A 24,868-nucleotide genomic window follows, 5' to 3' on the forward strand; every position below is an offset into this window, starting at 1 on the left:
CCGCTGGAAGTGTGACGCCGGGAGTGCAACGGATGCAACCACCGCGGCTTGACGCTTCGGCCCTGCGGGAGGACGGTCCTGCCAACAAACGAGGCAGTTTCCGACTCCGATGGCAGCACCCAGCAGCGCCTCCGCCGCGGCGCAATCCTTTCCCGACCGCGCGCGCAGCCTGGCTCCCGGCCTTGCGCTCAGCCTGGCCATCGCGGCGATCGCGATCGTCATCCGCAACATGACCGGCCTCGCCGCGCTCAACCCGGTGGTGGTGGCGCTGGTGGTGGGGGTGGGGATCGGCGCCGTGATCGGCCGTCCGGCGGTGGTGAGGCCGGGCATCGCCTTCGCCGTGCGGCCGCTGCTGCGCTTCGCGATCGTGCTGCTCGGGCTCCAGGTGACGCTGGGCATGCTGGCGCAGCTCGGCATCGGCGCGCTGATCCTGGCGGTGCTGGTGGTGGGGCTGACGCTGCCCTTCACCATCTGGCTCGGGAAGCTGCTGGGCGTGGACGAGAAGCTGTCGGTGCTGATCGGCACCGGCACCTCGATCTGCGGGGCCTCCGCCATCGTCGCCGCCAACCAGGTGGTGCGCGGCGAGGACGAGGACGTGACCTATTCGCTGGCCGTCATCACGCTCTGCGGCACCGCCTCGCTGATCCTCTTCCCCTATCTCGGCGACCTCATGGGCATGACGGGGCGGACCTACGGGCTCTGGGCCGGCGCCTCGATCCACGAGGTGGTGCAGGCGGTAGGCGCGGCGGCGGCCGGCGGGCCCGATGCCTCGCAGAGCGGCACGGTGATGAAGCTCGCCCGCGTCTTCCTGCTGGCGCCGGCGGTGGTGACCCTGGGCTGGTGGGTGGCGAAGCGGCACCATGGCGAGGCCGGCCATGCCAAGGCGCCGGTGCCCTGGTTCGCCTTCGGCTTCCTGGCGTTGGTGGTGATCGGCAGCACCGGCCTCGTGCCAAAGGAGGCGGTGGACGCCTCGCGCTTCCTGGTGCCGGTGATGCTGGCGGCCTCGGTGGCCGCGCTGGGCCTGCAGACCGACCTGCGGGCGCTGCACAAGCGCGGCGCAGCGCCGCTGCTGCTGGGCGTCGCGAGCACGCTCTTCATCGCGCTGCTGGCGCTGGCCGGCGTCGCGGTGGTCTGACGATGGGCCAGGGGACCCGCGAAGCCCCCTGGACCCTGACGACGCCGAGCGGCGGCTCGGACTACCAGGCCTGGCGCGACGAGGCGGCGGGCGCGCTGGTGGTGACGGTCGGCAAGACGGAGCTGCGCTACGCGCTCCGCTGCCTGGACGACCTGCACGCCATGCTGACGGCCCAGGGCGACTGGATGCCCCTCGGCAGCGCCGACGAGCAGAAGCCGGCCGCCGAGGGCACGGTCGAGGCCTGGGCGCGCTCGCCCTCCAACCCCGTCGGCGGCTGGTACGGGCTGAAGAAGGGCCTGCGCGGGCGCTTCGCCAACTACGTCCCGCCGGTGATGGAGGTCCTCGGCCTCGCCGAGGTGGAGCACATGCCGCGCAACAACCGGATGCGGGCGCGCTGAGCCACCTCTTCGTCCTCGTCGCCGGGCTGGCCGCGGGAATGCTGAGCGGCATCATCGGCACCGGCGCCTCGATCCTGCTGCTGCCGATCCTCGTCTTCGAATACGGCCCGCAGCAGGCCGTGCCGATCATGGCCATCGCTTCGGTGATGGCCAATCTCGCCAAGGTTCTGTCCTGGTGGCGGGAGGTGAACTGGCGCGCCTTCGCCGCCTATTCCCTCCCGGGCGTGCCGGCCGCGGCGCTGGGCGCGCGCACGCTGCTGGTGCTGCCGCCCCGGCTGGTGGATCTGGCGCTCGGCGCCTTCTTCCTGGCGATGATCCCCATGCAGCGCCGGCTGCGGCTGCGCGAGCGGTCGATCGGGCTGTGGGAGCTCGCGCTGGCCGGCGCGGTGATCGGCTTCCTGACCGGCATCGTGCTCTCCACCGGCCCGCTCAGCGTGCCGGCCTTCTCCGCCTTCGGACTGGCCAAGGGGGCCTTCCTCTCGACCGAGGCGGTGAGCTCCCTGGCGCTGATGGTGAGCAAGGCCGTAACCTTCCGGCAACTCGGCGCGCTGCCGGGGCCGGCCATCCTGCAGGGGCTGATCATCGGCGCCTCCGTGATGGCGGGGGCCTTCCTGGGGAAGCGGCTTGTGCAGCGCATGAGCCTCGGCACCTTCCGGCTGCTGCTGGATGCGGTGCTGCTGGTCTCCGGCCTCGCGCTGCTCTGGGCCGCGCTCGGCTGAGCCGTCAGCCGCCGGAGAGGCGCTTCGGCAGGTTCTCCGCCACATGGTCGATGAAGGCCCGCACGCGCCTCGGGACCTGCCCGCCGCCGACATGGACGGCGTGCACCATCTCCAGGTCGCCCGGATTGAAGGCCTCCAGCACCGGCACCAGCGCGCCGGCCTCGATGTCGGCCGCGACGTGGAACCGCCCCAGCCGCGCGATGCCGGCGCCGGCCAGCGCCATCTGCCGCACCGTCTCGCCGTTGTTGGCCAGCAGGTTGCCGGAGACCGGCTGCTCGAATTCCCGCCCGTCGCGGCGGAAGGGCCAGCCGTCGCGCCAGCGCCGGAAGTTGAAGCCGAGGCCATTGTGGCCGGCCAGATCCTCGGGCGTGGCGGGCGTGCCATGCCGCGCTAGATAGGCGGGCGAGGCGCAGACCACCCTCCGGCTCTGGCCGAGCTTGCGCGCGACCAGCCCGCTGTCCGGCAGATCGCCCATGCGGATGGCGAGGTCGGCGCGCTGCGCCAGCAGGTCCACCACGTCGTCGGTGAGGCTGAGGTCGACAATCACGTCGGGATGGCACTCGAGGAAGGCGGGGATCAGGGGAGCCAGGAACATGTGGCCGAAGGGCACCGAGGCGTTGACCCGCAGCCGCCCGCGCACGGCGCCGCCGGCGGCCTCCTGGTCGGCCGCGTCGAGCTCCTCGAGGATGCGCCGGGCGGCGCGGTGATAGGCCTCGCCCTCGTCGGTGAGGGTGAGGGCGCGGGTCGTGCGCAGCAGCAGGCGGGCGCCGAGCCGCGCCTCCAGCCGCGCGATCAGCTTGCTGACCGCCGAGGGCGTGAGGTCGAGGCTGCGGGCCGCGGCGGAGAAGCCGCCCTCGCGCACGACGCGCAGGAAGACCTCCATCTCGCCCGAGCGTTCCATGAGGATGCGCGGCATTGATGATCCTGCTTCACAAGTGATGATAGTTTCCGGGAAATGGCAACGGGCCGCCGCAGCACCTACCTGCTCTCCATCATTCCAGGAGACGGAACATGCGGATCTTCCTCACGGGCGCGAGCGGCTTCATCGGCGGCGCCATCGCGTCCCGCCTCGTCGCCGGGGGCCATTCGGTGCGCGGCCTCGTGCGCGACGCGGCCAAGGGCGAGGCGGTGGCGGCGCATGGCGTCGAGCCGGTCCTCGGCACGCTCGACGACACGGCCCTGCTGCGCGCCGAGGCCGCAGCGGCCGAGGCCGTGATCAATGCCGCCAGCAGCGACCATCGCGGCGCGGTCGAGGCGATCCTCGCGGGGCTGGAGAGCTCGGGAAAGCCGTTCCTGCACACCAGCGGCAGCAGCATCGTCGGCGACGAGGCCATGGGCGAGCCGTCCGACCGCATCTTCCACGAGGACACGCCCATCACGCCCGAGCCGGACAAGCGCGCACGCGTTGCCATCGACCGGCTGATCCAGGATGCGGGCGGTGTCGTGCTGTGCAACACCATGATCTACGGCCATGCCCTGGGCGCGCCGGCGGAGAGCGTGCAGGTACCGCGGCTCGCGCGGCAGGCCCGGAAGTCGGGCGTCGCGCGCTATATCGGGCGCGGGCTGAACCGCTGGTCCAACACGCACATCGCCGACGTCGCGGATCTCTACGCGATCGCGCTGGAGAGGGCGCCGCGCGGCAGCTTCATGTTCGTCGAAAGCGGCGAGGAGGAGCTGGGCAACGTCGCCCGCGCCATCGCCGTCCGCCTCGGCTTGGGCGAGGCGCAGCCCTGGTCGGCGGAGGAGGCCATCGCCGAATGGGGGCGCGAGATGGCGGTCTTCGCGCTCGGCTCCAACAGCCGCGTGCGCGGCCGGCTCCCGGCGGAACTGGGCTGGCAGCCGAAGCGGCACTCGATCACGCAATGGATCCAGGAAGAGATGTGAGCTCGGCCTGAGCTCAGCCGCGGCGGGCCAGGCAGGCCCCCCAGAAGAGGCTGGAGAAGAACCAGCCGGGGGCGCCGAAGCCCGCCTCGGCCAGCAGCCGCGCAACCTCCGCCTCGGAGCCGGGCGGGTCGGCGCCCTGCAGGATCTTTCCCAGTTTTGCCTCGACCTCGTCAGGCGAGGCGCCGTTCATCCGCCAGCGTTCGCCCCAGGCCTTCAGCAGCAGCGGCTGGCTCGCATAGGCCATGCGATTGCCGGCGAGGATCAGCGGCGCGCCGGGCTTCATGCGCGCGGCCAGCGACCGCAGCAGCGCGAGCTTTCCGGCCTCGCCGGGGACGTGGTGCAGCACGCCGATGAGCGTCGCCGCGTCGAAGGCGGGCTCCGCAGGCAGGTCGTCCACGGTGCCGAGCCGGATCGCGGTGCGCTCGCGCAGCCCGGCCGCTCCGATCGCCGCGACCGCGATCTGCATCATGGCCTCGGAGGGATCGACGGCGGTGAAGCGCCAGCCCGGCTCCAGCGCGCCGGCCGTCAGGACCTCGCGCGCCCCGCCTCCCGCGCCGGCGACGAGCACATGCGCCGAAGCGCCGCTGCCGAGCGCGGCCGCGAGCATGCAGGCCGAAAGCTCGTGGCAGGCGTCGTAGCCCGCGAGGGCGATGCGGCTCTGCACCTGGTACTCATGCGCGCGGGCGTCGAACTTGGCTGATGTCTCGGTCATGGCCGCCATCCTGTGCCGGCGCCGGGCCTGCGACGACCCGCGCCGGGCTCATGGCTGGTGCCGCGCCAGTCGCTGCCAGCGCAGCGCCATCCAGAAGCAGGCCTGCGCGACCACGCCCGCCATGGCCAGCACCAGCGCGGCCGAGAGCATCGGGTCGGAGCCAAGCCCGGCCAGCGCCGCGCAGGTTGCGCCCACGCCCATCTGGATCGCGCCGTAGAGCCCGGAGGCGGAGCCGATCACCTGCGGGTTCACGCTCAGCGCCTGGGCCATCGCAGTCGGCGAGGCGAAGCCCAGGCCGATGGCGAAGGCGAACATGCAGGTCATCACCAGCGCCACGCTGAGATTCCCCGTCAGCGTCGCGGCGAGCAGGATCAGCATCGAGACCGCGCTGGCGAGGTTGCCGCGGACCATCAGCTTGACCATGGAGACGCGCCCCAGCATCCGGCTCACCCAGGCGCTGCCGAGCCACATGCCGAAGACCAGCAGCGCCAGGTAGATGCCGGTCTCGTGCGGCGGGCGATGCAACTGCTGCGTGAAGATGAAGGGCGCGGCGGCGATGAAGGCGAAGACCGCAGTGGTGGCGCAGCCTCCGCCGACCGCATAGCCGAGGAAGGCCGGCGAGCGGACCAGATGGAGGCAGTGGCGCAGGAAGGCACTGCCGTCGCCGGCATCGGGCGGGCGGGTCTCGGGCAGCAGCCTCCAGGCCAGCAGGAGGTTCACGAGGCCGAAGGCGCTCATCGCCAGGAGGATCGAGCGCCAGCCCGTCATCTCCGTCATCGCCGTGCCGATGAGCGGCGCGACCGCAGGGCCGACCGTGATCATCAGGTTCATCATGGCGAGCCGCTTCGCGGTCCCCTCGGGCGGCGAGGTGTCGCGCACGATGGTCCGCCCGAGCACCAGCCCCGCGCATCCGCCCAGCGCCTGGAAGAGCCGCGCGGCGACCAGCGAGGCCGCCCCCGGCGCGAAGGCCGCCGCGAGGCCGGAGACGGCGTAGATCACCAGGCCCACCATCAGCACGGGGCGGCGGCCGAAGCGGTCGGAGGCAGGGCCGTAGATCAGCTGCCCGAAGGCGAGGCCGTAGATGTAGAGGCTGATCGTCATCTGCATCGTGCCGATGCTGGCGCCGAGATCCTCGGCCGCGCGCGGCAGGGCCGGCACGAAGATGTGCATGGCCAGCGTGCCGCTGAAGGTGAAGAGCGCGAGGAGCCAGAGCGGGACCTTCGTCAAGCGTCGCGGCCCGCGGACTCGATGGCCTGGAAGACGCGCAGCGCGGCCGCGATCTCGTCGTCGGTCACCTCGCGCAGGACCTTGTCGCGCAGCTGCTTCAGCACGCGCTCGATGCGCTGGACGAGGCGCCGGCCCTCGGGGGTGAGCCAGAGCGTCTTGGCGCGGCGGTCGTCGGGGTCGTCGCGGCGCTCCAGCAGGCCGGCGGCCTCGAGCTGGTCGAGGAGGCGGACGAGGGAGGGGCCCTCGATGCCGACATGGGCGGCGAGCGTCACCTGGCGCACGCCGTTGCCGAGGCGGCCGAGATGGATGAGGGGGCTGGCCTGGGCGTCGGAGATGTCGTGCGCAGCCAGCACCTCCTGCGCGAGGCGCCGCCATTGGCGGCCGGCCTGCAGGAGGGAGGCTGTCACGCGGATCCGGTCGGTCAATGGCATGCGTATAGTTAGCATGCGATCAATTTGCCCGGAGATGCAAGGCGCCGCCGGGTCCGGAGGGCAAGTCCCCGGATCCCGGCGGGGCGGCGCGCTCTACACGAGCTCCTGCTGGTCCGCCCATCTCCGTGTCAGGGCCGCGCGGAACTCGCCCATCGTCATGGCGCTGCTGCCGGCATCACCCGTGCCCAGCGAGCCGCCCGGGTCGATCTTGCGCAGGGGCGAGACCTCGTCGTGGCCGAAGACGAGATCCAGCCGGAAGCTGGCCCTGTGGGAGCGCTTGAGCCACAGCAGCGCCGCCAGGAGCGCCTCGAATTGCGCCTTCGTGTAGGGCACGTAGGTTCCGGGCCGGATATTGCCCGTCACCGTCGGCACGTGCCGGAGCTCGTCGCGGCGATAGAGCTCGCCGCCCGGCTTCACCAGCCGGGCACGACCGTTCCTCAGGATGGTGTTGCCGTTGCCGTCCCGCACGGTCTCGAACCACGGGGCGAAGACGTCGTCGTCCTCCTCGATCGGGAAGACGAAGCCGGGGCAGTTCACCTCGAAGCCCACATAGAACTGGCTCACGCCGCTCCGCTTCGTCACGGGGCATTTGCTCGACCCGGCATGGGAGCCCCAGGACAGCCAGTCCATGTTGCCGGGGATGTAAATCTTCCCGGTCCGGCTGACCGTCACATAGGCGAAGCCGTTCGCCTGGCCGGACAGCAGGGTGTTCCTGGCCCCCCATTCCGGATCGTCCGGCCCCTTCGCCGGGCGGCGGCGTCCCGCATCGTAATGGACGATCGCGCCCTCCAGCCCATTGGGGCGGCGGCCCTCCCACTCATGCCGGATTTGCGGGAGCACGATGAAGTCCGGCTGGTCCGCCGGATCGAGCAGGTCGTCGATGGTGGGTCCCAGCTCGTTGCGCGACGGGCGGTCGGGCTCCCCGGAAGGGGCCGCGGGCGCGCCGATCACGGCCTCGGCCTCGGGAAGCAGCCTGAGGACCTTGCCCACATAGCCTTCATCTGTGGCGTAGCCGCGCGACTTGAGGAAGGCGATGTAGCCGGGCGGATCGTTGGAGAAGGCCTGCCATCCCGAATAGACGGACCGGCCGATGAAGTGCCAGTAGCCGGTGATGAAGGCCTCGGGCGAGGAGAAGGCGCAGTACTCCCCGGTTCCGTCATGGGCGTCGTAGATGATCCGGGTGGCGAAGCCGTTCATCTCCTCCCGCCATCGCAGGCCGGCGAAGTTGTTATGGATGGCGGACAGCGGCGAAGTGCCCCGGCCGGATTCCAGGGTCCATTGTGCCAGCGTCACTGCCCTCAAGCCGGGAGCGGGAATGATCGCGCTCTTGGCTGCCCTGACGAGTTCATCCCACTTGCTCATTATGGCCTCCCTACATTTCATCCATATTCATGGATCAAATGATATGGGAAATCCACTTCCAAATGAATTCAGAATAAATTCAGTTTTAATTCAAAAAGAGGCACTTTGGCAGGAAGGGTGAAAATCGGAAACGCCCTTATGCTCTTGAAGGAACGGGGAATGCGGCGCCTGGAGGTCAGCAGTTCTTGGCCTCGAAGAATCTTGACGGCGTCACGAACTCGTCCTGCGCCTGGACGGTGAGGATCTCCCGCGACTTCGCCTCGGCGGTCCGCCGCAGCAGCCCGAAGATGGAGGAGCAGGCCTTCGAGAGGGCGGTCGCCGCGTCACCGGATTGCAGCCGGTGGAAGAGGAACAGCGCCGCGATGGCGTCGCCCGCGCCGTTGATGGAGATGGGCAGCTCCGGCGTCGTCACGCGGAAGAACTTCCCGCCCTCGGCGGCCAGCATGCCGATGCTGCCGGCGGGCATGTCGGGCAAGGCGAGGCTCGTCAACAGCACGCAGCGGGGGCCGAGCGCCTGCAGCGCCGTCACCGCCGCCTTCGCATCCTCCAGCGTCGCGACCTTGATTCCCGTCAGGAACTCCAGCTCGAAGCGGTTGGGCGTCGCGATGTCGGCGAGCGGCAGCGCGCGGTCGCGGAAGAATTCCGGGATGCCGGGGCGCACGTAGATGCCGCGGTCGTCGTCGCCCAGCACCGGGTCGCAGCACCAGAGCGCCTTCGGGTTCGCCGCCTTCACCTGCGACACCGCGTCGAGGATCGCCTCGCCGATCTCCGCGTCGCCCATGTAGCCCGTGAGCACCGCGTCGCAGCGCGGCAGCACGCCGCGCTCGGCGATGCCCTGGACGCAGTCGCGCACGAGCTGCGCGCCGAAGACCTGGCCGCGCCAGGCGCCGTAGCCCGTGTGGTTGCTGAACTGCACGGTGTTGATCGCCCAGACCTCGGCGCCGAGCCGCTGGAGCGGAAACATCGCCGAGGCGTTGCCGACATGCCCGTAGGCGACCCAGGACTGAATCGAGAGGATGTTCATCGCGGGTCCAGAATGGGCGCCGATGGCGCCTTGCGCCACCCCGCCGCGCGGTGTCACGCTCACCGGAACGTCCAGGAGGTTATAACGATGTTCCGCAGAATGCTGGCGGCTGCCCTGCTGCTGCTCGCGCCCGGACTTGCCGCCGCGCAGACCTGGCCCGACCGTCCCGTGCGCATGATCGTGCCCTTCCCGCCGGGCGGCGGCACCGAGGTGATCGCCCGCCTGCTCTCGGCGCATTACCAGGAGGTCTTCGGCGGCGCCTTCGTGGTGGAGAGCCGCTCCGGCGCTTCCGGCATGCTGGGCACCGAGCTCGTCTCGCGCGCGCCGCCCGACGGCTACACGCTGGGCATGCTGGGCAGCGGACCGCTCACCATCCTGCCGCAGATGCTGCAGGCGCCCTACGACCCGATCCGCAGCTTCGAGCACATCCTGCTGCCCTTCATCACGCCGCTGCTGATGGTGATGCCGACCAGCCGGCCGCCCTCCAATGTCGCGGAATTCGTGGCCTGGGCGCGGACCCGGCCGGGTCAGCTCAACTACTGCTCGATCGGCGTCGCCTCGCCCTCGCATCTCTCGGCGGAGATGTTCGCGCGCGCGATGAACGTCGAGATGACGCATATCCCGCATCGCGGCTCGGGCCCCGCGCTGATCGACACCATCGCCGGCCATTGCGACCTGCTCTTCGACAACGCCGCCTCCGCCGGCCCGCATGTGCGCGAGGGGCGGCTGAAGGCGCTCGGCATCTCGACGCGCGAGCGACTGCCCTCCTGGCCCGAGGTGCCGACCATCGCGGAGCAGGGCGTGAACGGCTACGTGACGCAGACTTGGTCGGGCCTCGTGGCGCCGGCCGGCACGCCGGCCGCCATCGTCGCGCGGCTGAGCGCGGAGGGGCGCCGCTTCGCCACCGGCAACCGCGAGCGCGCGCGCATCCTCGACCAGGGCGGCGTGCCGATGGACCTCGCCCCCGCGCAGTTCCGCGAGTTCCTGCAGGCGGAGATCGCGAGCTGGGGCCAGGTGATTCGCGCCGGGAACATCCGCGTGGAATAATCCCTGCATGCTCCTCCAAGACTACGTTTTCCTGCTGGTCAGTCTCGTCATCGGGTTGCTGTGCCTCCATGCCGCGCGGCTCTCCTGGCTCCAGTCGCGGAGCTACCACGACAGGCCGGAGCGCCGGCGGCGCGCCGCCCTGGGCGCCCTGCTGATGGCGGGGCTCGGCGTCATGGAGATCGTCGCCGGCTTCGTCGAGGCCGTGTTTCATCAGGGCCAGCCGGTCCGCCCGCTCGACTGGTTCTGGCTGGGGGCGGACCTCCTGCTCCCCGTGTTCTTCCTGATGCTGGTCCGGATCTTCCGCCTGCGCGACGAGCTGGAGCGCCAGCTCGCCGCCGCGGCCGAGCACGACCCGCTGACCGGCCTGCCGAACCGCGCGGGCTTCGGGGCGATGGCCCTGGCCTCGCTTGCGGCCAGCCGGGCCGCGGGCCGGCCAGCGGTCGTGGCGCTGCTCGACATCGACCATTTCAAGTCGGTCAACGACGGCTGGGGCCATGCGGCGGGCGACGAGGTGCTGCGTGGCGTGGCCCGGGCCACCCGCCCGGCGATGCGGTCGCAGGACGTGCTGGGGCGGGTCGGCGGCGAGGAGTTCGCCATGGTCCTGCCGGGCGTGGACCCCGGGGCGGCGCTGCCGCTCGTGGAGCGGCTGCGCGAGGCCATCCGCCGGGGCGTCCCGCATCCGGGGGCGCCGGAGCGGAGCCTGACCATCTCGGCCGGCCTCGCGCAGGTCGAGGGAAGCGATATGGCCGCGCTCGAGGCCGCGACGCAGCGGGCCGACGGCGCGCTCTATGCGGCCAAGGCGGCCGGCCGGAACCGCGCCCTCATCGCGGAATCCCTGGCCGCGGCGCCCTGACATGCGCGTGCCCGCGCCTGTGCTGGGGCTCGGGATCCTGCTCGGGGTCGCGGCCCTGGCCTGGCTCGGCCTGCGCTGGCTGCCGCCCGAATGGGATCCGCGCGCGCCGCTCGACCTGAGGGCGGCGCCCAATGCCATGACGGGGCTGAAGCTGCGCTGGGTGCGGATGAGTCCGGAGGCATGCTTCGCGGCCTTCGAGGCCTCTGCCATCGCCGTGACGCGCGTGCCGGACCGCCCCTCCGAGGTCGGCTGCGGGCTCGAGAACGCCATGCGGCTGCCGAGCGAATTGCGGATGTCGCCCGCCACGCCGGTGGTGACCTGCCGGCTCGCCGCGGCCTGGGTCCTGTACGAGCGGAACACGCTGCAGCCCGCGGGCGTCGCGGGCGTCACGCATCTGGGCTCGCAGTCCTGCCGCAACGTGAACCGCGCGCGCCACGGCCGCCTCAGCGAGCACGCCACGGCCAATGCGCTCGACGTCGCGGGCTTCCGGATGCGCGACGGGCGGGAGCTGCGGCTGGCCCGGCACTGGGAGAGCGAGAACGCGCTGCTGCGCGGATGGCGCGACGGCGCCTGCCGCTGGTTCGGCGCGGTGCTCGGGCCCGAGTATAATGCGGCGCACAGCGACCACTTCCATCTGGACATGGGCCGCGCGCGGATCTGCCGCTGAATTCAGGCGGCGGGGCGCATCTCGTCCGCGGAGAGGCCGATCGCACGGCGCAGCGCCTCGGCCGCCGGGAGGGCGTTGCGCTGCAGGAAGAGGGCCGGAAGCGCGGCAGCCTCCGCGCGCAGCCCGCCCTGGGCGCAGCAATCCGCGAATTTCCCGAGCAGCTCGTCGTCCGCGAGGGGCGTCATGGCGCTGCCGCGCAGGACCTCCGTACGGTCGCGCAGCACGCGCCCGTCCTTCAGGTGCAGGATCACTTCGGACCAGCGCGGGAGCAGCGGCCCTTCCTCCTCCGGCGTCACGCGCGAGAGGAAGGCCTGGGCCTCGGGCCGCATCACCGCCGCGTCGGTGAAGCTGCCGAAGCCGGCGCCGCCGTCGAGCAGCGCGGCCGCCATCGCGTATTCCAGCGAGAATTTCCCATCCAGGCCGGTCTTCGGCGCGTGGTGGATCAAGGGCTGCAGCCCGCCGCCGCTGACGCGCACGGTGACGCGGTCCACATCCGCCAGCGTCAGCCCATGCGCTGCACGCAGGCCGAGCACGAGGTCTACCGAACGATGGGCCGCATAGCACATCGGGTACTTCTTCACGTCGAGGCCGGAGCGCAGCAGCTCCAGCGGCCGCTCGCCCAGGCCCTGCAGATGCGGCACCAGCGCCTCGCCCGCGCCGTGCTGCGCGGTCCAGCCCTCGCGCCCGTCGAGCGCCGTCGACGAGCCGGTGAAGCCCAGCGCCGCAAGCCGCGCCGAGCGCAGCCCCACCTGCGCCCCATGCCCGGCCTGGAAGGACTTCGCCTGCGTACCGAAATTCTCCCGTGTGCCGCCGAGCTGCGCGACGGCCAGCCCGAGCGCGCCCGCCGTGGCCGAGGCATCGAGGCCGAGCAGGTGGCAGCAGGCGGCGGTGGCGCCGATGGCGCCCATCGTCGAGGTGGTGTGCCAGCCCTTGCCGTACATGGAGGTCGTCGCCGCGCGGCCGATGCGGCAGATGACCTCCAGCCCGACGGCATAGGCGGCGTAGGTCCGCGCGAGCGGCAGCCCCTCGGCCTCGGCGCAGGCGAGCAGCGCGGGCCAGATCGCGACGCTGGGATGGCCGCGCATGGGCGGCGTCACGTCGTCGAAGTCGAGCACATGGCCGATCACGCCGTTGGCCCAGGCCGCGTCCTCCTCCTGCACGCGGAGCCCGGTGCCGGTCCAGACGGTGGCGAGGCGGCCGCCGGCGCGGCCCGCCGCGTATTCGACGGCGCGGCGCGTGACGGGCTCCTTCGCGGCGGCCAGGGCGCCCGCCAGCGTGTCGATGAGCGTGCGGCCGACGAGGCGGTGCTCCGCCTCGTCCAGCCCATCCGTGGGAAACTCCTGGACGAAGCTTCCGATCAGCTCGGCCGCGTTCATGGCCTGTCCTTTCGCATGGCCGCGAAGACGCCGGCCCATTTCGCTCGTTCGGCCCGCAGGAGCGTGTGGAACTCCTCGGGGCTGGTCCGGGCGGGCTCCACGCCGAGATCGGCGAAGGGGCGCTGAACGGAGGGCGTGGCGATGGCTGCGTTGATCTCGCGGTTGAACCGCGCGATCACCGTCGCCGGCACGCCCGCCGGCGCCACGATGCCCGACATGCTGGAGACGTCGAAGCCCGGCAGGGTCTCGGCCACGGCCGGCAGGTCCGGCCAGCGCTCGTTGCGCTGCGCGCCGGTGATGGCGATGGGGCGCAGCTGCGGCACGTCGCGCAGCGGCGCCGCCTCGGTCAGGCCCACGGCGCGCAGCGCGATGCGGCCCGCGATGAGGTCGGTCGTCACCTGGCCGCTGCCGTTGTAGGGCACGAACTCCATTTCGAAGCCCGCGCGCTGCTGCAGCAGGATGATGGACATATAGGCCGAGGTGCCCGTGCCGGCGGCCCCGAAGACGGCCTCCTGCGGGTGGGCGCGCGCCCAGGCGATGAAATCCGGCAGGGTGCGCGCCGGGACGGAGGCGTGGATGACGAAGATGCTCGGCGCGCCGCAGATATAGGCGACGGGCGTGAAGTCGCGCTCCGGATCATAGCCGAGATCGGGGAAGAGGCCGGCATTGAGCCCGCCATGCGTGCCGGCGGTGCAGACGAGGAAGGTGTAGCCGTCCGGCACCGCCCGCGCGACCGCCTGGGAGGCGATGAGCCCGCTGGCGCCGGGCCGGTTCTCGATCACCACGGGCTGGCGCAGCCGCTGGCCCAGCCCGTCGGCCACGATCCGCGCGGCGACGTCGGTCTGCCCGCCCGCGGTATAGGGAACGACGAGACGGATGGGCCGGTCCGGCCAGCCTCCGGACGTCTGCGCCGCGGCGGGCAGGGCGCCGAGCCCGGCGAGGAGGGCGGCGCGGCGGGGCAGGCGGGCAGCTTGCAAGCGCAGTCTCCGGCCAATGGATGGCAACAGGAGAAAGCTAGCAGGAGAAGCTTGTCAACAATGTTGACGTGCCGGCGGCCTCAGGCCGCGAATTCCTCCCGGATCGCATCGGTATGCGCACCGAGCGCCGGCACCGCCCCATATTCCCTGATACCGTCGCTGAAGCGCGGCGCCGGGCAGACCAGGGACACCGGGCCCTTTTCCGTCTGCACCTCCATCCGCCGCAGCGCCTTGTGCTTCGACAGCCCGTGCACGTCGTTCACGAAGCCGTAGGCCGTGTTCGCCCGGCCGAGCCGCGCCACGCAGTCCTCGCGGCTGAGCGAGCCGAAGACGCCGGCGATATGCGCGTCCACCATCGGCCGGTTCGCGACCCGCTGCACGTTGAGCCGGAATCCCTCGCGCGTGATGAGCTCCTTGTCGTCCAGGAAATGCTCGGCGAAGAGCGCCCATTCGCGCTCGTTCTGGATGGAGATGAGGATCAGCGCGCCGTCCTTCGTCTCGAAGGCGCCATAGGGGCAGAGCGAGGGATGCGCGAGGCCGATGCGCTGCGGCTCCTTGCCCGTGCCCTCGAAGTAGAGCAGCGGCACGTTCATCCAGTCCGCCATGCCGTCGAAGAGGCTGACGCCGATGCCCTTACCGCGGCCGGTGATGCCGCGCTCGATCAGCGCCTCCAGCACGGCGGCATGCGCGTTCATGCCGCAGGCGATGTCGCAGGCCGAGACGCCGACGCGGCCCGGGCCTTCCGGACGGCCCGTCACCGAGGCCAGCCCGCTCTCGGCCTGGACCAGCAGGTCGTAGGCCTTCATGCCGGCATATTCGCCGTCCTCGCCATAGCCGCTGATGTCGACGGTGATGAGGCGCGGATTCTTCTGCCGGAGCTCGGCCGCACCGAAGCCGGCGCGCGCCATGGCGCCCGGCGCGAGGTTCTGGATGAAGACGTCGGCCTTCGCCAGCAGGCTCGCCAGCAGCGCCTTGTCCGCCGGGGACTTGATGTCGAGGCAAAGGCTTTCCTTGCCGCGGTTCAGCCAGACGAAATAGGTCGAGAGGCCCTTGCAGGCGGCGTCGTAGCCGCGGGCGAAATCGCCCTCGGCGCGCTCGATCTTGATCACGCGGGCGCCGGCATCGGCGAGCTTCATGGAGCAGAGGGGGGCGGCGACGGCCTGCTCCATCGCGACGACGAGGAGGCCGGCCAAAGGCTTGTTGGCGAGGGGCTTGTTCATGCAGGGATTATCCGATGGAACCGCGGCGGCGGCCAGATGTCAGGACCAGTTCCGCGCGCGGTTTCAACGGAGCAGGCCGCGCAGCGTCGAGACCTCGTCGGCGATCAGGAAGGGCACGCCGATCAGGAGCACCACCAGCAGGCAGCGCGTGAGGAAGGCCCAGATGCGCCTGCCGCCGCGCGCCTCATGCGCCGCGGCGCTCCGGGCCACGCCGACGAACTGCCAGACGAGGATCGGCAGATCGGCGGCCAGCCCCAGCAGGAGCAGGCCCGCGGCGGCCGCGCGATGTCCGGACAGGCTCAGCGCTTCCACCCCCTGGTCGACACCGGCGAACAGCAGGTCGGCGAGAAGGCCCAGCAGCCCGGCATTCACCCAGACGGCATAGCCAAGGGTGAAGCCGCCCTGCCAGTGCTGCGCGAGATAGTCGTGGACCGTGTGGATGCCGGCGAGGTTCGCGCGGAGCCCCGCCATCAGCCCTCGCGCTCGATGCCGGCCGCGCGGATGAGAAGCCCCCAGCGCTCGATCTCGGTGCTGATGAGATTCGCCGCCGCTTCCGGACCGCGTTCGGCGCCCTGCGGCGCGACGGCGGAATAGGTGGCGAAGCGCTGGCGCAGCAGCGGGTCCTCCAGCGCGCCGTCCAGCGCTGCGGCGAGCGCGTTGATGATCGGCGCCGGCGTGCCCTTCGGCGCGGCCAGCAGGTTCCAGACCGAGAGGTCGAGGCCCGGCATCCCCGCCTCGGCCGTGGTCGGCACGTTGGGGATCTCGGCCAGCCGGCGCGGGCCCGTGACGGCGAGCGCGCGGGCCCCGCCCTGCATGGCCGGGATGGAGGTGAGCGCCTGGTCCACCACCACGTCGAGCACGCCGGCATGCAGGTCGTTGATGGCGGGACCGCCGCCGCGATAGGGGATGAGGTCGCCCTTGCCGCCCAGCGCCTGCACCATCATCACGCCCGCCATGTGCAGCGTGGTGCCCACGCCGGAGCTGCCGATGGTGAGCCGGCCGTTGCGGGCGCGGTCACGCAGCTCGGCGATGCTGGTGATGCCCGACTGCCGGCTGACCAGCAGCACCATCGGGTTGGTGCCGATGAGGCCGACGGGCAGGAAATCCGCGACGGGATCATAGGTCAGCCGGTTGAAGAGGTTCGGGTTCAGCGCGAAGACGCCGATATGGCCGACCAGGAGAAAATGCCCGTCGGGCGCGCTGCGCGCGACGCGGGCGGCGGCCACCTGGCCGGAGCCGCCGGGCATGTTCTCGACCACCACGGACTGCCCGAGCCGCGCGCCCAGCGGCCCCGCCAGGAGCCGGCCCATCGCGTCGGTCGTGCCGCCGGCGGCGAAGGGGATGAGCAGCGTGATGCTCCGGCTCGGCGTCCAGGATTGCGCGACTGCGGGCGCGGCGAGGCCCGCGGCTCCGGTGGCGAGAAGGGCACGTCTTGCGATGCGGGACATTGGGCGTTCCTCTTGGTGATTTTCGTGATCATGGCATTGCTGGCCGTCCACGTTAAGCGGAGGATTGCGCCGCCATTTCCAGGAGGAAGCTCTTCATGATCACCCGCATCCCCGGCGCCATCGCCACGCGCAGCCGTGGCGTCGTCCACAACGGCATCGTCACCACCGTGGCGACCTCGCCGGACAAGGCGAGCGACATGTACGTCCAGGCCAAGGGCGCGTTGGCCGCGATCGACAGGAACCTCGTCGATGCCGGGACCTCCAAGGCGAAGATCCTGACGGCGATCTGCTACTGCGCCGACATGTCCGCCAAGCCCGCGCTCAACAAGGCCTGGGACGAGTGGGTGGACATGGCGAACATCCCGATGCGCGCGGTGATCGGTGCGACGCTCGAGGGCAAGGACCTCATCGAGATCGTCTGCACCGCTTCCGTCTGACTTCCGTCAGTGATGGTGGTGGGCGTGCCCGCCCGGGTCGCCCGCCGGCATCGGCATCGGGGCGCTTGCGGCGGGCGGAGCCGGACGGCGCGGCCGCGCACGGAGGGGCGCCGGCGCGATGGGCGGCGGCTCGGCCGCAGGTGCCGCGACGGGCATGGCCCGTCCGCCATGGGCGCCGTGGTTCATCCCCTCCATCCCGTGGATCATCGACGGATCCGGCACGATGGCGCCGGCGTCGCCCGGATAGGCGTCGACAACCATCTTCATCAGCGCGATCTCCTGCGTCTGGTCCGTCACGATGTCCACGTTCATCAGGCCGAGGAAGCCGTTCCGCACTTCGGGATTGGCGTGATAGGCCTGCGCCATCTGCACCGCCGCCTCGTGGTGGATCGCCATGGCCTTGGCGAAGAGCACGTCGCTGATGCTGACGGGGCCGAGTGCGTAGCCGGCCGGCGAGGGGACCGGCGCGCGGAAGAACCGCTGCGACTGCGTGAGTCCTTCCGTTGCCACGGGCTGCAGGGTGAGGCCGAAGGGCAGCCGCATCGGCGCCGCGTCGAGGTTCTTCGCCACCGCATCGAGCACGCCGATCTCGAAGCTCTGGTTGGTGACGATGGCGCGCGCCAGCGCCTGCAGCAGCGGGCTGCTGCGGCCGGGATCGGCGAGGTAGTCGCGGCTCATGCTGAGCGCGCCCACATGGTGCGGCAGCATGCCGGCGACGTAGTCGCGGTCCGCCTTCTGTGCCGCATCGGAGCGGAGCGCGAACCAGGTGGTGGTGATGGCCGCCTCACCGGGCTGGTAGGCCTCCTCGACGGCGGCGAAGGCGGGCGTGGCGCCGATGGCGACGGCCAGCGTGACCGCCAGAAGGTTGTTCCTGCGCATAGCGACAATCCTCATCCCATGACGGGAACGCGCGGCGCTGGCCGCCGTCGCGCTCCCGCTCATGGAGATGGGGCTTGACCCTGTGGGAAGGTCAAGGACCTTCTTCAGTAGCTCCGCGGCATGCCCAGCACGTGCTCGCCGAGGTAGCTGAGGATCAGGTTCGTGCTGATCGGCGCCACCTGGTAGAGCCGCGCCTCACGGAACTTGCGCTCCACGTCGTACTCCTCGGCGAAGCCGAAGCCGCCATGGGTCTGCACGCAGGCCTCGGCCGCCGCCCAGGCCGCGTCGGCCGCGAGCATCTTGGAGGTGTTCGCCTCCTCGCCGCAGGGCAGACCAGCCTCGAACTTCTCGAGCCCCTTGTGCAGCAGCGCCTCGGCGGCGCGCATCTGCGCATAGGCCTTGGCGATGGGGAACTGCACGCCCTGGTTCTGGCCGATCGGCCGGCCGAAGAGCACGCGCTCCTTCGCATAGGCCACCGATTTGTGGGTGAACCACTTGGCGTCGCCGATGCTCTCAGAGGCGATGAGCAGGCGCTCGGCGTTCATGCCGTCCAGGATGTAGCGGAAGCCCTTGCCCTCGACGCCCACGAGGTTCTCCGCGGGAACCTCCATGTTGTCGAAGAAGACCTCGCAGGAATTGTGATTCATCATCGTGCGGATCGGGCGGATGGTGAGGCCGTTCCCCAGCGCCGTGCGCATGTCCACGATGAAGGTCGAGAGGCCCTCGGTCTTCTTCGCCACCTGGTCCTTCGGCGTGGTGCGGGCCAGCAGCAGCATGAGGTCGGAGTGCTCGGCGCGGCTGGTCCAGATCTTCTGGCCGTTCACGATGTACTTGTCGTTGCCCTGCTTCACCGCCGTCGTCCGCAGGCTGGTGGTGTCCGTGCCGCTGGTGGGCTCCGTCACGCCGAAGGCCTGCAGGCGCAGCGTGCCCTCGGCGATGCCCGGCAGGTAGCGCTGCTTCTGCTCGGGCGAGCCGTGCTTCAGGATCGTGCCCATGATGTACATCTGCGCGTGGCAGGCGGCGCCGTTGCAGCCCTCCGCGTGGATGGTCTCCAGGATCGCCGAGGCCGCCGAGAGCCCGAGCCCCGCGCCGCCGAACTCCTCGGGGATGAGCGCGCCAAGATAGCCCGCCTCGGTCAGCGCCGTCACGAACTCGGTCGGATAGCCGCGCCGCGCATCGAGCTCGCGCCAGTACTCGCCGGGGAAGCGGGCGCAGAGCTTGCGCACCTCCTCGCGGATCTCGGCATGCGGGAGCGGGTTGGTGACGGCGTCCATGGGGAACCTTCTGCGTGACACTGGCGTGGCGATTGTCGCGCGGGACACTGCTCCCGGCCAACCTTCCCGCAAAATACAATCCGGGCCAGACACCTATGCCAGAATTGTATCAGTGCCGAGCAATTGCCCGTCCCACACGCCCTCGCGCACCATGGCGGCGACCTCCTGGCGCAGCGCCTGCTCGAAGTGCCGCACGGCATTGGAGGGCTGCCGGCCCAGCGGCTGCGCCACGACGAGCTTGCGCGACAGATGCGGCTCGATGATCGGTGCCGCGCCCAGCAACCCGGCTGTGACCTCGTCATGCACCGGCGCAAGCGGCAGGATGGTGGCGCCGACCCCGCGCTGCACGAGGCCCTTCAGCACCTGCAGCGCATCGGCCTCCACCGCGATCCGCAGCGCGATGCCATGCGCGCGGGCCTCCCGCTCGATGAGCCGGCGCAGCCCGTGCTGCGGTCCCGGTAGGACCAGCTTTTGCTGTGCCACCTCGGCGAAGGGGATGGCGTGGTTCGGCGCCGGCGAGGCGCCGGGCGGCGTCACGAAGCAGAGATTCTCCACCAGCAGCGGCGAGAGGCGCAGGCTGGCCTGCGCCTCGGTGCCATAGACCACGGCGATGTCCACCTCGCCCGAATGCAGCCAGTCCAGCAGGTAGCCGCTGAAGGCCGGGACCGCGCGCAGCGTGACCTCGGGATATTGCGCCAGGAAGCGCTCGATGAGGCGGGTCGCCAGGATGTCGCCGACCGTGGGCGGCATGCCGAAGACGACGCGCCCGCGCACCGCCGCGGCCTCCTGGCTCAGGTCGGCCCGCGTTTCCTCGAGCTGGCGCAGGATGTTTCCCGCCCGAGTGCGCAGCAGCTCGCCCGCCGCCGTCAGCGCCATGCCGCGCCCGTGCCGATCGAAGAGGGGCAGCTTCAGCTCCTCCTCCAGCAGGCGGATCTGCCGGCTCAGCGCCGGCTGGGCGATGCGCAGCCGGTCCGACGCCTTGCTGAGGCTGCCGAGCTCCGCGACCTGGAGGAAGGTGTTGAGCTGCCGGAGATCCATGGATTGATATAATTCCGGCATGGGCAATCGATCAATATTCCGATTCCGGCAAGGGTCGTCCGACACGGCGGCGTCGCTGGACAGGCCGGCTCGGCGGAGGGGCAGGCTCCGCGCAACAAGACAACAGGAGGAGATCCCGATGAACCGTCGAACCATCATGGCCGCCCTCGCCGCCCCGGCGCTCGCGGTCCTGCCGGCCGCGGCCCAGGCGAATGCCAAGACTTACGTCCTCCTCCACGGCGCCTGGCATGGAGGCTGGTGCTGGCGCGACGTCGCCGCCGGCCTCCGTGCCCAGGGCCACCGCGTCTTCACCCCGACCCAGCCGGCCTCGGCGAGCGGAAGCACCTGATGTCGCGCGACATCACGCTCGACACCTTCGTGACCGACGTCGTGAACGTGCTGGAGGCGGAGGAGCTGCAGGACGTCATCCTCGTCGGCCACAGCTTCGGCGGCAGCGGCATCTCAGGCACCGCCGACCGCGCGCCGGAGCGCATCCGCCACCTCGTCTACCTCGACAGCCTCATGCTGGAGGGCGGCCAGAGCCCCTTCGGCATGCTGCCGCCTGAGGTCGTCGAGGCCCGCCGCCGCCTGGTGCGCGAGCAGGGCGAGGGAATCTTCATCCCGGCCCCGCCGCCCAGCGCCTTCGGCATACCCGAGGGCCATGCGGGCTCCGCCTGGGTGCAGCGCCGGCTGACGCCGCATCCGGTAGGCACCTCTGAAAGCCCGCTGACCCTGCGCAATCCGGTCGGCAACGGCCGGCCGCGGACCTGCATCGCCTGCACGGCGCGGGTCTACGGCGCGCTGGAAGCCTCGCGGCAATGGGTGCGGCGCCAGCAGGGGTGGAACTGGCGGGAGATCGCGACGGGACACGACGCGATGGCGACGGCTCCGGTGGAGCTGACGCGGATGCTCGGAGCCATCGCTTAGATGAGGCGCTGTTCCTTCTCCGATACGCCCAGCTACGCTCGGCCGTATCAGAGGAGAACGAAGCTTTGACCTTCGGACGGCTATGTGCGGATCGCCTGCCCATCAATCGCAAGGAGCGCTTCTACACAGCCACCGTCCTGCCGGGGATCATATGCTCCGACGGGATGAAGGGCTTTCTCAAGCGGCTTGACCTCAATCTAGAGGTCGACCTCCAGGGGGACAGCCCGAACACGCAGATCTTCACGGAATACGATCTGAGGGATGCAATCGTGGGCGACTGGGAGTCGCCCCATCGCAAGACATTCGTGACGGGAGATCTATCGGGAGATACGCCTGATCTGGTGATCCTCGTCGAGGGGGAGAGGCCGCGGTTGATTTCCATCGAGGCCAAATTGTTCAGCGGGGAGGGGGCCGATGCCATTCATCGGCAACTTAAGCGCCAGCTCAAATACGTCATATCGCCGCTCAAGCGCATCATCGCCGATATGGACCATTTGCAGGTCGCTCTGGTCCCCGATGAGGACAAGGCCCGGCTCGAGCGCATCGGGGAAGGCCAGGGATATCGCGTCGTCACCTGGCGGGAGGTTGCCGCGTCCTATTCGGGAGTGGCCGGCGCCAAATACTGGCTCGGGATCCTCCATCACGCCTTGAGCCGGGAAAACTGCCTGCGGGCCCGGCGGACGCCGCATCGAGGCTACGGCGACGCCTTCATGACGCTGGCTTCGCTCCTGACCGCGCTGGACCAGCCCGACTGCCCCATTCGCTTCATGGGAGCCCGGCCGAGTGCCCTCAGAACGAAGATTCCGCTGACATCCCCACGAAAGTTCGCCGTCAGCTATGCAAAGTCGGCGCCGAGCGGCCGCTTCATCGCCGCTGGCCTGTTCCGCCGGATGATGGGCGCGGATTGAGCCCGGCGGCCGGTTCAATCGGCCTGGACGCGGTTCTCCGTGACCACCGCGCCCCAGGTGGCGATCTGGCGGTCCAGGAAGGCGCGCAGCACCTCCGGCCCGCCCAGCACCACGCGGGCCTGCTGCGTCTCGGTCATGGTCCGGTGCACGCGCTCGTCGGAAAAGCTCTCCTTTAGCGCCTGGCCCATGCGCTCCTGCAGGGCGGCTGGCGTGCCGTGCGGCGCGAAGACGCCCCACCAGGCCTCGGCCTCCAGGCCGGGAAAGCCGCTCTCGATCGCCGTCGGCACGTCGCGCAACGCGGGCAGCCGCTCCGGGCCGAACTGCACCACGGGACGCAGATTGCCCGCCGCGATCTGCGGCGCGACCAGGGCCGCGCTGCCGATCATCATCTCGACATGCCCGGCCACCGTGTCGTTCACCGCGAGCCCGCCGCCGCGATAGGGCAGGTGCGCCATGCGCGTGTTCGTCCGGGCCGTGAGCAGCACCATCGTCAGGTGCCCGAGCGTGCCGTTGCCGGTGCTGCCGTAGTTCACCGCATCCGGCCGTGCGCGCGCCGCGTCGACGATGTCGGCCAGGGTCCGGTAGGGCTTGTCCGGCCGCACGGCGATCACATAGGGCGCGCCGCCGATCAGCAGCACGGGATCGAGGTCGCCCGTCAGGTTGAAGGGCAGGTTGGGCAGCAGCGCCGGCAGCGTCGCGTGGCTGTCGAAGGTGAGGAGCCAGGTGTTGCCGTCCGGCCGGGCCGAGGCCACCGCGCCCGTGCCGAGCGAGCCCGCCGCGCCGCTGCGGTTCTCCACCACGACAGGCACGCCGAACCGCTGGGTCAGGCCGGGTGTCGCGATGCGCGCCACCGCGTCGGTGCTGCCGCCGGCGGCGAAGGGGACGATGATGCGGATGGGCCCGGAGGGCCAGGTCTGGGCCTTGGCAACAGCAGGTGCAGCCAACGACGCGGCCAGCACCGCGCGGCGTGAGACGGTCATTCTTGGTTTCCTCAGTTCATTCGAGCTTGGCCCCCGTAGCTGCCACGATCGGGCGCCATTTGGCCACCTCCGCTTCCATGTAGTCGTGACTTTGCGTCGGCGAGAGCGCGCCGCCGACCTCGAATCCGCTGGTCTCCAGCTCGGCGCGGAAGGCGGCGTCGGCCATTGCGGCACCCACCGCCTCGCCGAGCCTCGTGCGGATCGGCTCGGGCGTGCCGACGGGCAAGGCGACGCCGAGCCACAGCGCCGCCTCGAAGCTCGGCAGGCCCAGCGCCTCGGCGACGGTCGGCACCTCCGGCACCAGCGGGCTTCGCCGCGCGGAGCAGACCGCCAGCATGCGGATCCGGCCGGAGCGGTGGTGCTCCAGCGAGGTCGCCAGCGAATCCGTCACCCCCTGGAGGTGCCCGCCCAGCAGGTCGGCCATGGAGGGGCCGGCGCCGCGATAGGGGACATGGACGATGTCCACCGGCGCGCCGCCCTTCGCCGCCTCCCGCTTGAAGAGCTCGAAGGCCAGATGGAGGTAGGTGCCGGTGCCCGGCGAGCCGTAGTGCAGCGCGCCCGGCCGTGCGCGGGCCGCGGCCACCAGCGCGGGCAGCGTCTCCGCGACCTCCGGCCGCGCGGCGAAGGCGACGGTGGCGGCCCCCGGGATGGCGACGGGCAGCAGGTCGCGTAGCGGGTCGAATTGCGGGCGCTCGGCGAGCAGCGGGTAGAGGGCGAGCGTGGACGCCGTGGCGAAGAGGAAGCTGTAGCCGTCGGGACGGGCGCGCACCGCCTCCAGCGTGCCAATGGCGCCGCCGGCGCCGGCGCGGTTCTCGATCACCACGGTCTGCCCGAGCTGCGCGGAGAGGCGGCTCGCCAGGCGGCGCGCGAAGGCGTCGGTCGGGCCGGCGGGCGGGAAGGGGACGATCATCCGCAGCGATCGGTCCGGCCAGGCCTGCGCGGCAGCGAGCGCAGGCGCCAGCAGCGGCGCGGCGAGGAGGGCGCGGCGCTTCACAGCCCGGCCTCCTGCCAGCCCGGCGCGGGCTCGGCCGGATGCGAGGCGAAGCCCGCCGCGTGGATGCCGGCGATTCCCGCGTATTCGTCGCGGTCCGAGGCGTCGCCCGAGACGCCCACTGCGCCGATCGCCTCGCCCCGGTCGTTCAGGATCAGCACGCCGCCCGGCACTGGGATGAAGCGTCCGTCCGAGGCCGCGGCGATGGCCGACTGGAAGGCCGGGCGCTCCTTGAGCCGGTTGCGGATCTCGCGGCTGCCGATGCCCATGCCGAGCGCGCCCTGCGCCTTGCCGCGCGCGATCTCGAAGCGCACCACGCCGCAGCCGTCCTCGCGCCGGAAGGCCACGAGCTGCGCGCCGGAATCGAGCACTGCGACGGCGAGCGGCAGAAGCTCCGCCTCGCGCGCCGCCTGCAGCGTGGCATTCAGGATCGCCTCTGCCTCGGCCATGCGCAGCGACGACGCCACCGGCACCAGGAAATAACCTTCCGACATTCTCGCTTCCGCCTCCGACCCGGAGGCGACGCTAGACTATGTCAGGTTGACCGAACATGACCCGATCTCAGGGAGAGCGGCGCGAGACGCCGTCCCTGATGAAGACCTGGAGGGGCGAGGTGCCCTGGCCGCTGCGGTCCATCGCCGACCACCGCGCCTCCGTGCAGAGGATGCCGCCCTGCACCGGCACGGCGCGGAACAGCGCGATGTTGCGGTACACGGTGCCGTCCGGCAGCGTCGCCGTGAAGGGCGTGACGCAGCGGTCGTCGATCACGATCGGGTCGTATTCGTCGATCATGACGCCGCCGCCGCCCGTGCTCTCGAAGCGCCGCTGCAGCGGTTCCCAGCTTTCGTAGCTCATCTGCGCGGCAGCCGGCGCTGCCGCGAGCGCGAGGAGGAGAATCAGGCTTCGCATCATGCAGGGTCCCGTTTCGCTGACGGAAGCCTTACGCGCCGCTCC

29 protein-coding genes are annotated in these 24,868 nt (G+C 71.0%); 11 read left to right on the forward strand and 18 right to left on the reverse strand.

Features of this window, described 5'->3' with window-relative positions; genetic code table 11:
• Window positions 1-109: 109 nt before the first annotated feature.
• The 3 genes from AC1ROY_RS12700 to AC1ROY_RS12710 are packed head-to-tail and all read left to right on the forward strand — an operon-like array spanning window position 110 to window position 2,252.
• Entirely contained in the window at window positions 110-1,135 is a 1,026-nt protein-coding gene (locus tag AC1ROY_RS12700; protein WP_493149190.1) for a YeiH family protein, read from the forward strand.
• A gap of 2 nt (window positions 1,136-1,137) precedes the next feature.
• Window positions 1,138-1,533, forward strand: coding sequence for a DUF6855 family protein (locus tag AC1ROY_RS12705; RefSeq protein ID WP_493149191.1), 396 nt, complete (start codon window positions 1,138-1,140; stop codon window positions 1,531-1,533).
• A gap of 26 nt (window positions 1,534-1,559) precedes the next feature.
• Entirely contained in the window at window positions 1,560-2,252 is a 693-nt protein-coding gene (locus AC1ROY_RS12710) for a sulfite exporter TauE/SafE family protein (protein ID WP_493149462.1), read from the forward strand.
• A gap of 4 nt (window positions 2,253-2,256) precedes the next feature.
• Here the strand turns inward: AC1ROY_RS12710 and AC1ROY_RS12715 are convergent, their stop codons facing one another.
• Window positions 2,257-3,168: a LysR family transcriptional regulator gene (locus AC1ROY_RS12715; RefSeq protein WP_493149192.1), complete on the reverse strand. Its 912-nt coding sequence runs from the start codon at window positions 3,166-3,168 to the stop codon at window positions 2,257-2,259.
• Between the two features lie 95 nt (window positions 3,169-3,263).
• On the opposite strand from AC1ROY_RS12715, the gene AC1ROY_RS12720 reads away from it, so the two are divergent.
• Window positions 3,264-4,136, forward strand: a complete 873-nt coding sequence (locus tag AC1ROY_RS12720) for an NAD-dependent epimerase/dehydratase family protein (RefSeq protein ID WP_493149193.1) — start codon at window positions 3,264-3,266, stop codon at window positions 4,134-4,136.
• A 13-nt stretch (window positions 4,137-4,149) separates the two neighbouring features.
• Here AC1ROY_RS12720 and AC1ROY_RS12725 read toward each other — a convergent pair whose 3' ends face one another.
• From AC1ROY_RS12725 to pdxY, 5 genes are all read right to left on the reverse strand, one after another.
• Window positions 4,150-4,848, reverse strand: a complete 699-nt coding sequence (locus AC1ROY_RS12725; protein ID WP_493149194.1) for a methyltransferase — start codon at window positions 4,846-4,848, stop codon at window positions 4,150-4,152.
• Between the two features lie 48 nt (window positions 4,849-4,896).
• Window positions 4,897-6,075, reverse strand: coding sequence for a multidrug effflux MFS transporter (locus AC1ROY_RS12730; protein ID WP_493149195.1), 1,179 nt, complete (start codon window positions 6,073-6,075; stop codon window positions 4,897-4,899).
• Window positions 6,072-6,482 carry a MarR family winged helix-turn-helix transcriptional regulator gene (locus tag AC1ROY_RS12735; protein WP_493149196.1) on the reverse strand — a complete coding sequence of 137 codons (411 nt, stop codon included), beginning with the start codon at window positions 6,480-6,482 and terminating at the stop codon, window positions 6,072-6,074. The genes AC1ROY_RS12730 and AC1ROY_RS12735 overlap by 4 nt, the downstream gene beginning before the upstream one ends.
• Before the next feature lie 117 nt (window positions 6,483-6,599).
• Window positions 6,600-7,868: a glucosaminidase domain-containing protein gene (locus AC1ROY_RS12740; protein WP_493149197.1), complete on the reverse strand. Its 1,269-nt coding sequence runs from the start codon at window positions 7,866-7,868 to the stop codon at window positions 6,600-6,602.
• A gap of 175 nt (window positions 7,869-8,043) precedes the next feature.
• Entirely contained in the window at window positions 8,044-8,955 is a 912-nt protein-coding gene (gene pdxY, locus AC1ROY_RS12745) for a pyridoxal kinase PdxY (RefSeq protein WP_493149198.1), read from the reverse strand.
• A 24-nt stretch (window positions 8,956-8,979) separates the two neighbouring features.
• Between pdxY and AC1ROY_RS12750 the strand changes: the two genes are divergently transcribed.
• Genes AC1ROY_RS12750 through AC1ROY_RS12760 form a run of 3 tightly spaced genes read left to right on the forward strand, consistent with a single transcriptional unit; the run spans window position 8,980 to window position 11,459 of the window.
• Window positions 8,980-9,939, forward strand: a complete 960-nt coding sequence (locus tag AC1ROY_RS12750) for a Bug family tripartite tricarboxylate transporter substrate binding protein (RefSeq protein WP_493149199.1) — start codon at window positions 8,980-8,982, stop codon at window positions 9,937-9,939.
• Between the two features lie 7 nt (window positions 9,940-9,946).
• Complete coding sequence (locus AC1ROY_RS12755; protein ID WP_493149200.1) at window positions 9,947-10,792, forward strand: GGDEF domain-containing protein; 846 nt, start codon at window positions 9,947-9,949, stop codon at window positions 10,790-10,792.
• 1 nt (window position 10,793) lies between these two features.
• Window positions 10,794-11,459 (forward strand): extensin-like domain-containing protein, encoded by a 666-nt coding sequence (locus AC1ROY_RS12760; RefSeq protein ID WP_493149201.1) that lies wholly within the window; start codon window positions 10,794-10,796, stop codon window positions 11,457-11,459.
• 2 nt (window positions 11,460-11,461) lie between these two features.
• On the opposite strand, the gene AC1ROY_RS12765 is transcribed toward AC1ROY_RS12760, so the two are convergent.
• The 5 genes from AC1ROY_RS12765 to AC1ROY_RS12785 form a co-directional block, all read right to left on the reverse strand.
• Entirely contained in the window at window positions 11,462-12,835 is a 1,374-nt protein-coding gene (locus tag AC1ROY_RS12765) for an MmgE/PrpD family protein (protein ID WP_493149202.1), read from the reverse strand.
• Window positions 12,832-13,812 carry a Bug family tripartite tricarboxylate transporter substrate binding protein gene (locus AC1ROY_RS12770; protein WP_493149203.1) on the reverse strand — a complete coding sequence of 327 codons (981 nt, stop codon included), beginning with the start codon at window positions 13,810-13,812 and terminating at the stop codon, window positions 12,832-12,834. Before AC1ROY_RS12770 ends, AC1ROY_RS12765 begins: the two co-directional genes overlap by 4 nt.
• Before the next feature lie 80 nt (window positions 13,813-13,892).
• Window positions 13,893-15,032, reverse strand: a complete 1,140-nt coding sequence (locus tag AC1ROY_RS12775) for a CaiB/BaiF CoA transferase family protein (RefSeq protein WP_493149204.1) — start codon at window positions 15,030-15,032, stop codon at window positions 13,893-13,895.
• A 63-nt stretch (window positions 15,033-15,095) separates the two neighbouring features.
• The gene (locus AC1ROY_RS12780) at window positions 15,096-15,503 is read right to left on the reverse strand and encodes a hypothetical protein (protein WP_493149205.1); all 408 of its coding nucleotides are present in this window, start codon (window positions 15,501-15,503) and stop codon (window positions 15,096-15,098) included.
• On the reverse strand, window positions 15,503-16,480 hold the full coding sequence (locus AC1ROY_RS12785) for a Bug family tripartite tricarboxylate transporter substrate binding protein (RefSeq protein WP_493149206.1): 978 nt from the start codon (window positions 16,478-16,480) through the stop codon (window positions 15,503-15,505). Before AC1ROY_RS12785 ends, AC1ROY_RS12780 begins: the two co-directional genes overlap by 1 nt.
• Window positions 16,481-16,575: 95 nt before the next feature.
• Here AC1ROY_RS12785 and AC1ROY_RS12790 point away from each other — a divergent pair, with 95 nt between their 5' ends.
• Entirely contained in the window at window positions 16,576-16,917 is a 342-nt protein-coding gene (locus AC1ROY_RS12790) for a Rid family hydrolase (protein ID WP_493149207.1), read from the forward strand.
• Window positions 16,918-16,923: 6 nt separating this feature from the next.
• On the opposite strand, the gene AC1ROY_RS12795 is transcribed toward AC1ROY_RS12790, so the two are convergent.
• From AC1ROY_RS12795 to AC1ROY_RS12805, 3 genes are all read right to left on the reverse strand, one after another.
• Window positions 16,924-17,796 (reverse strand): DUF305 domain-containing protein, encoded by an 873-nt coding sequence (locus AC1ROY_RS12795; RefSeq protein WP_493149208.1) that lies wholly within the window; start codon window positions 17,794-17,796, stop codon window positions 16,924-16,926.
• 104 nt (window positions 17,797-17,900) lie between these two features.
• The gene (locus tag AC1ROY_RS12800) at window positions 17,901-19,070 is read right to left on the reverse strand and encodes an acyl-CoA dehydrogenase family protein (RefSeq protein ID WP_493149209.1); all 1,170 of its coding nucleotides are present in this window, start codon (window positions 19,068-19,070) and stop codon (window positions 17,901-17,903) included.
• 93 nt (window positions 19,071-19,163) lie between these two features.
• A complete protein-coding gene (locus AC1ROY_RS12805; RefSeq protein WP_493149210.1) occupies window positions 19,164-20,108 on the reverse strand; it encodes a LysR family transcriptional regulator in 945 nt (314 codons plus the stop codon).
• 139 nt (window positions 20,109-20,247) lie between these two features.
• Between AC1ROY_RS12805 and AC1ROY_RS12810 the strand changes: the two genes are divergently transcribed.
• The 3 genes from AC1ROY_RS12810 to AC1ROY_RS12820 all read left to right on the forward strand — a co-directional run bounded on the left by AC1ROY_RS12810 (window position 20,248) and on the right by AC1ROY_RS12820 (window position 21,943).
• Window positions 20,248-20,457 (forward strand): hypothetical protein, encoded by a 210-nt coding sequence (locus AC1ROY_RS12810; protein ID WP_493149211.1) that lies wholly within the window; start codon window positions 20,248-20,250, stop codon window positions 20,455-20,457.
• Window positions 20,367-21,035 (forward strand): alpha/beta fold hydrolase, encoded by a 669-nt coding sequence (locus tag AC1ROY_RS12815; protein WP_493149212.1) that lies wholly within the window; start codon window positions 20,367-20,369, stop codon window positions 21,033-21,035. The genes AC1ROY_RS12810 and AC1ROY_RS12815 overlap by 91 nt, the downstream gene beginning before the upstream one ends.
• 65 nt (window positions 21,036-21,100) lie before the next feature.
• Window positions 21,101-21,943: a hypothetical protein gene (locus AC1ROY_RS12820; protein WP_493149213.1), complete on the forward strand. Its 843-nt coding sequence runs from the start codon at window positions 21,101-21,103 to the stop codon at window positions 21,941-21,943.
• A gap of 14 nt (window positions 21,944-21,957) precedes the next feature.
• Here the strand turns inward: AC1ROY_RS12820 and AC1ROY_RS12825 are convergent, their stop codons facing one another.
• The 4 genes from AC1ROY_RS12825 to AC1ROY_RS12840 form a co-directional block, all read right to left on the reverse strand.
• On the reverse strand, window positions 21,958-22,923 hold the full coding sequence (locus tag AC1ROY_RS12825; protein ID WP_493149214.1) for a tripartite tricarboxylate transporter substrate binding protein: 966 nt from the start codon (window positions 22,921-22,923) through the stop codon (window positions 21,958-21,960).
• 16 nt (window positions 22,924-22,939) lie between these two features.
• The gene (locus AC1ROY_RS12830) at window positions 22,940-23,917 is read right to left on the reverse strand and encodes a Bug family tripartite tricarboxylate transporter substrate binding protein (protein WP_493149215.1); all 978 of its coding nucleotides are present in this window, start codon (window positions 23,915-23,917) and stop codon (window positions 22,940-22,942) included.
• On the reverse strand, window positions 23,914-24,408 hold the full coding sequence (locus tag AC1ROY_RS12835) for a GlcG/HbpS family heme-binding protein (RefSeq protein ID WP_493149216.1): 495 nt from the start codon (window positions 24,406-24,408) through the stop codon (window positions 23,914-23,916). Before AC1ROY_RS12835 ends, AC1ROY_RS12830 begins: the two co-directional genes overlap by 4 nt.
• Before the next feature lie 67 nt (window positions 24,409-24,475).
• A complete protein-coding gene (locus tag AC1ROY_RS12840; RefSeq protein WP_493149217.1) occupies window positions 24,476-24,826 on the reverse strand; it encodes a hypothetical protein in 351 nt (116 codons plus the stop codon).
• Window positions 24,827-24,868: the final 42 nt, after the last annotated feature.

Source organism: Roseococcus sp. GW821-FHT12F05 (assembly GCF_058806835.1).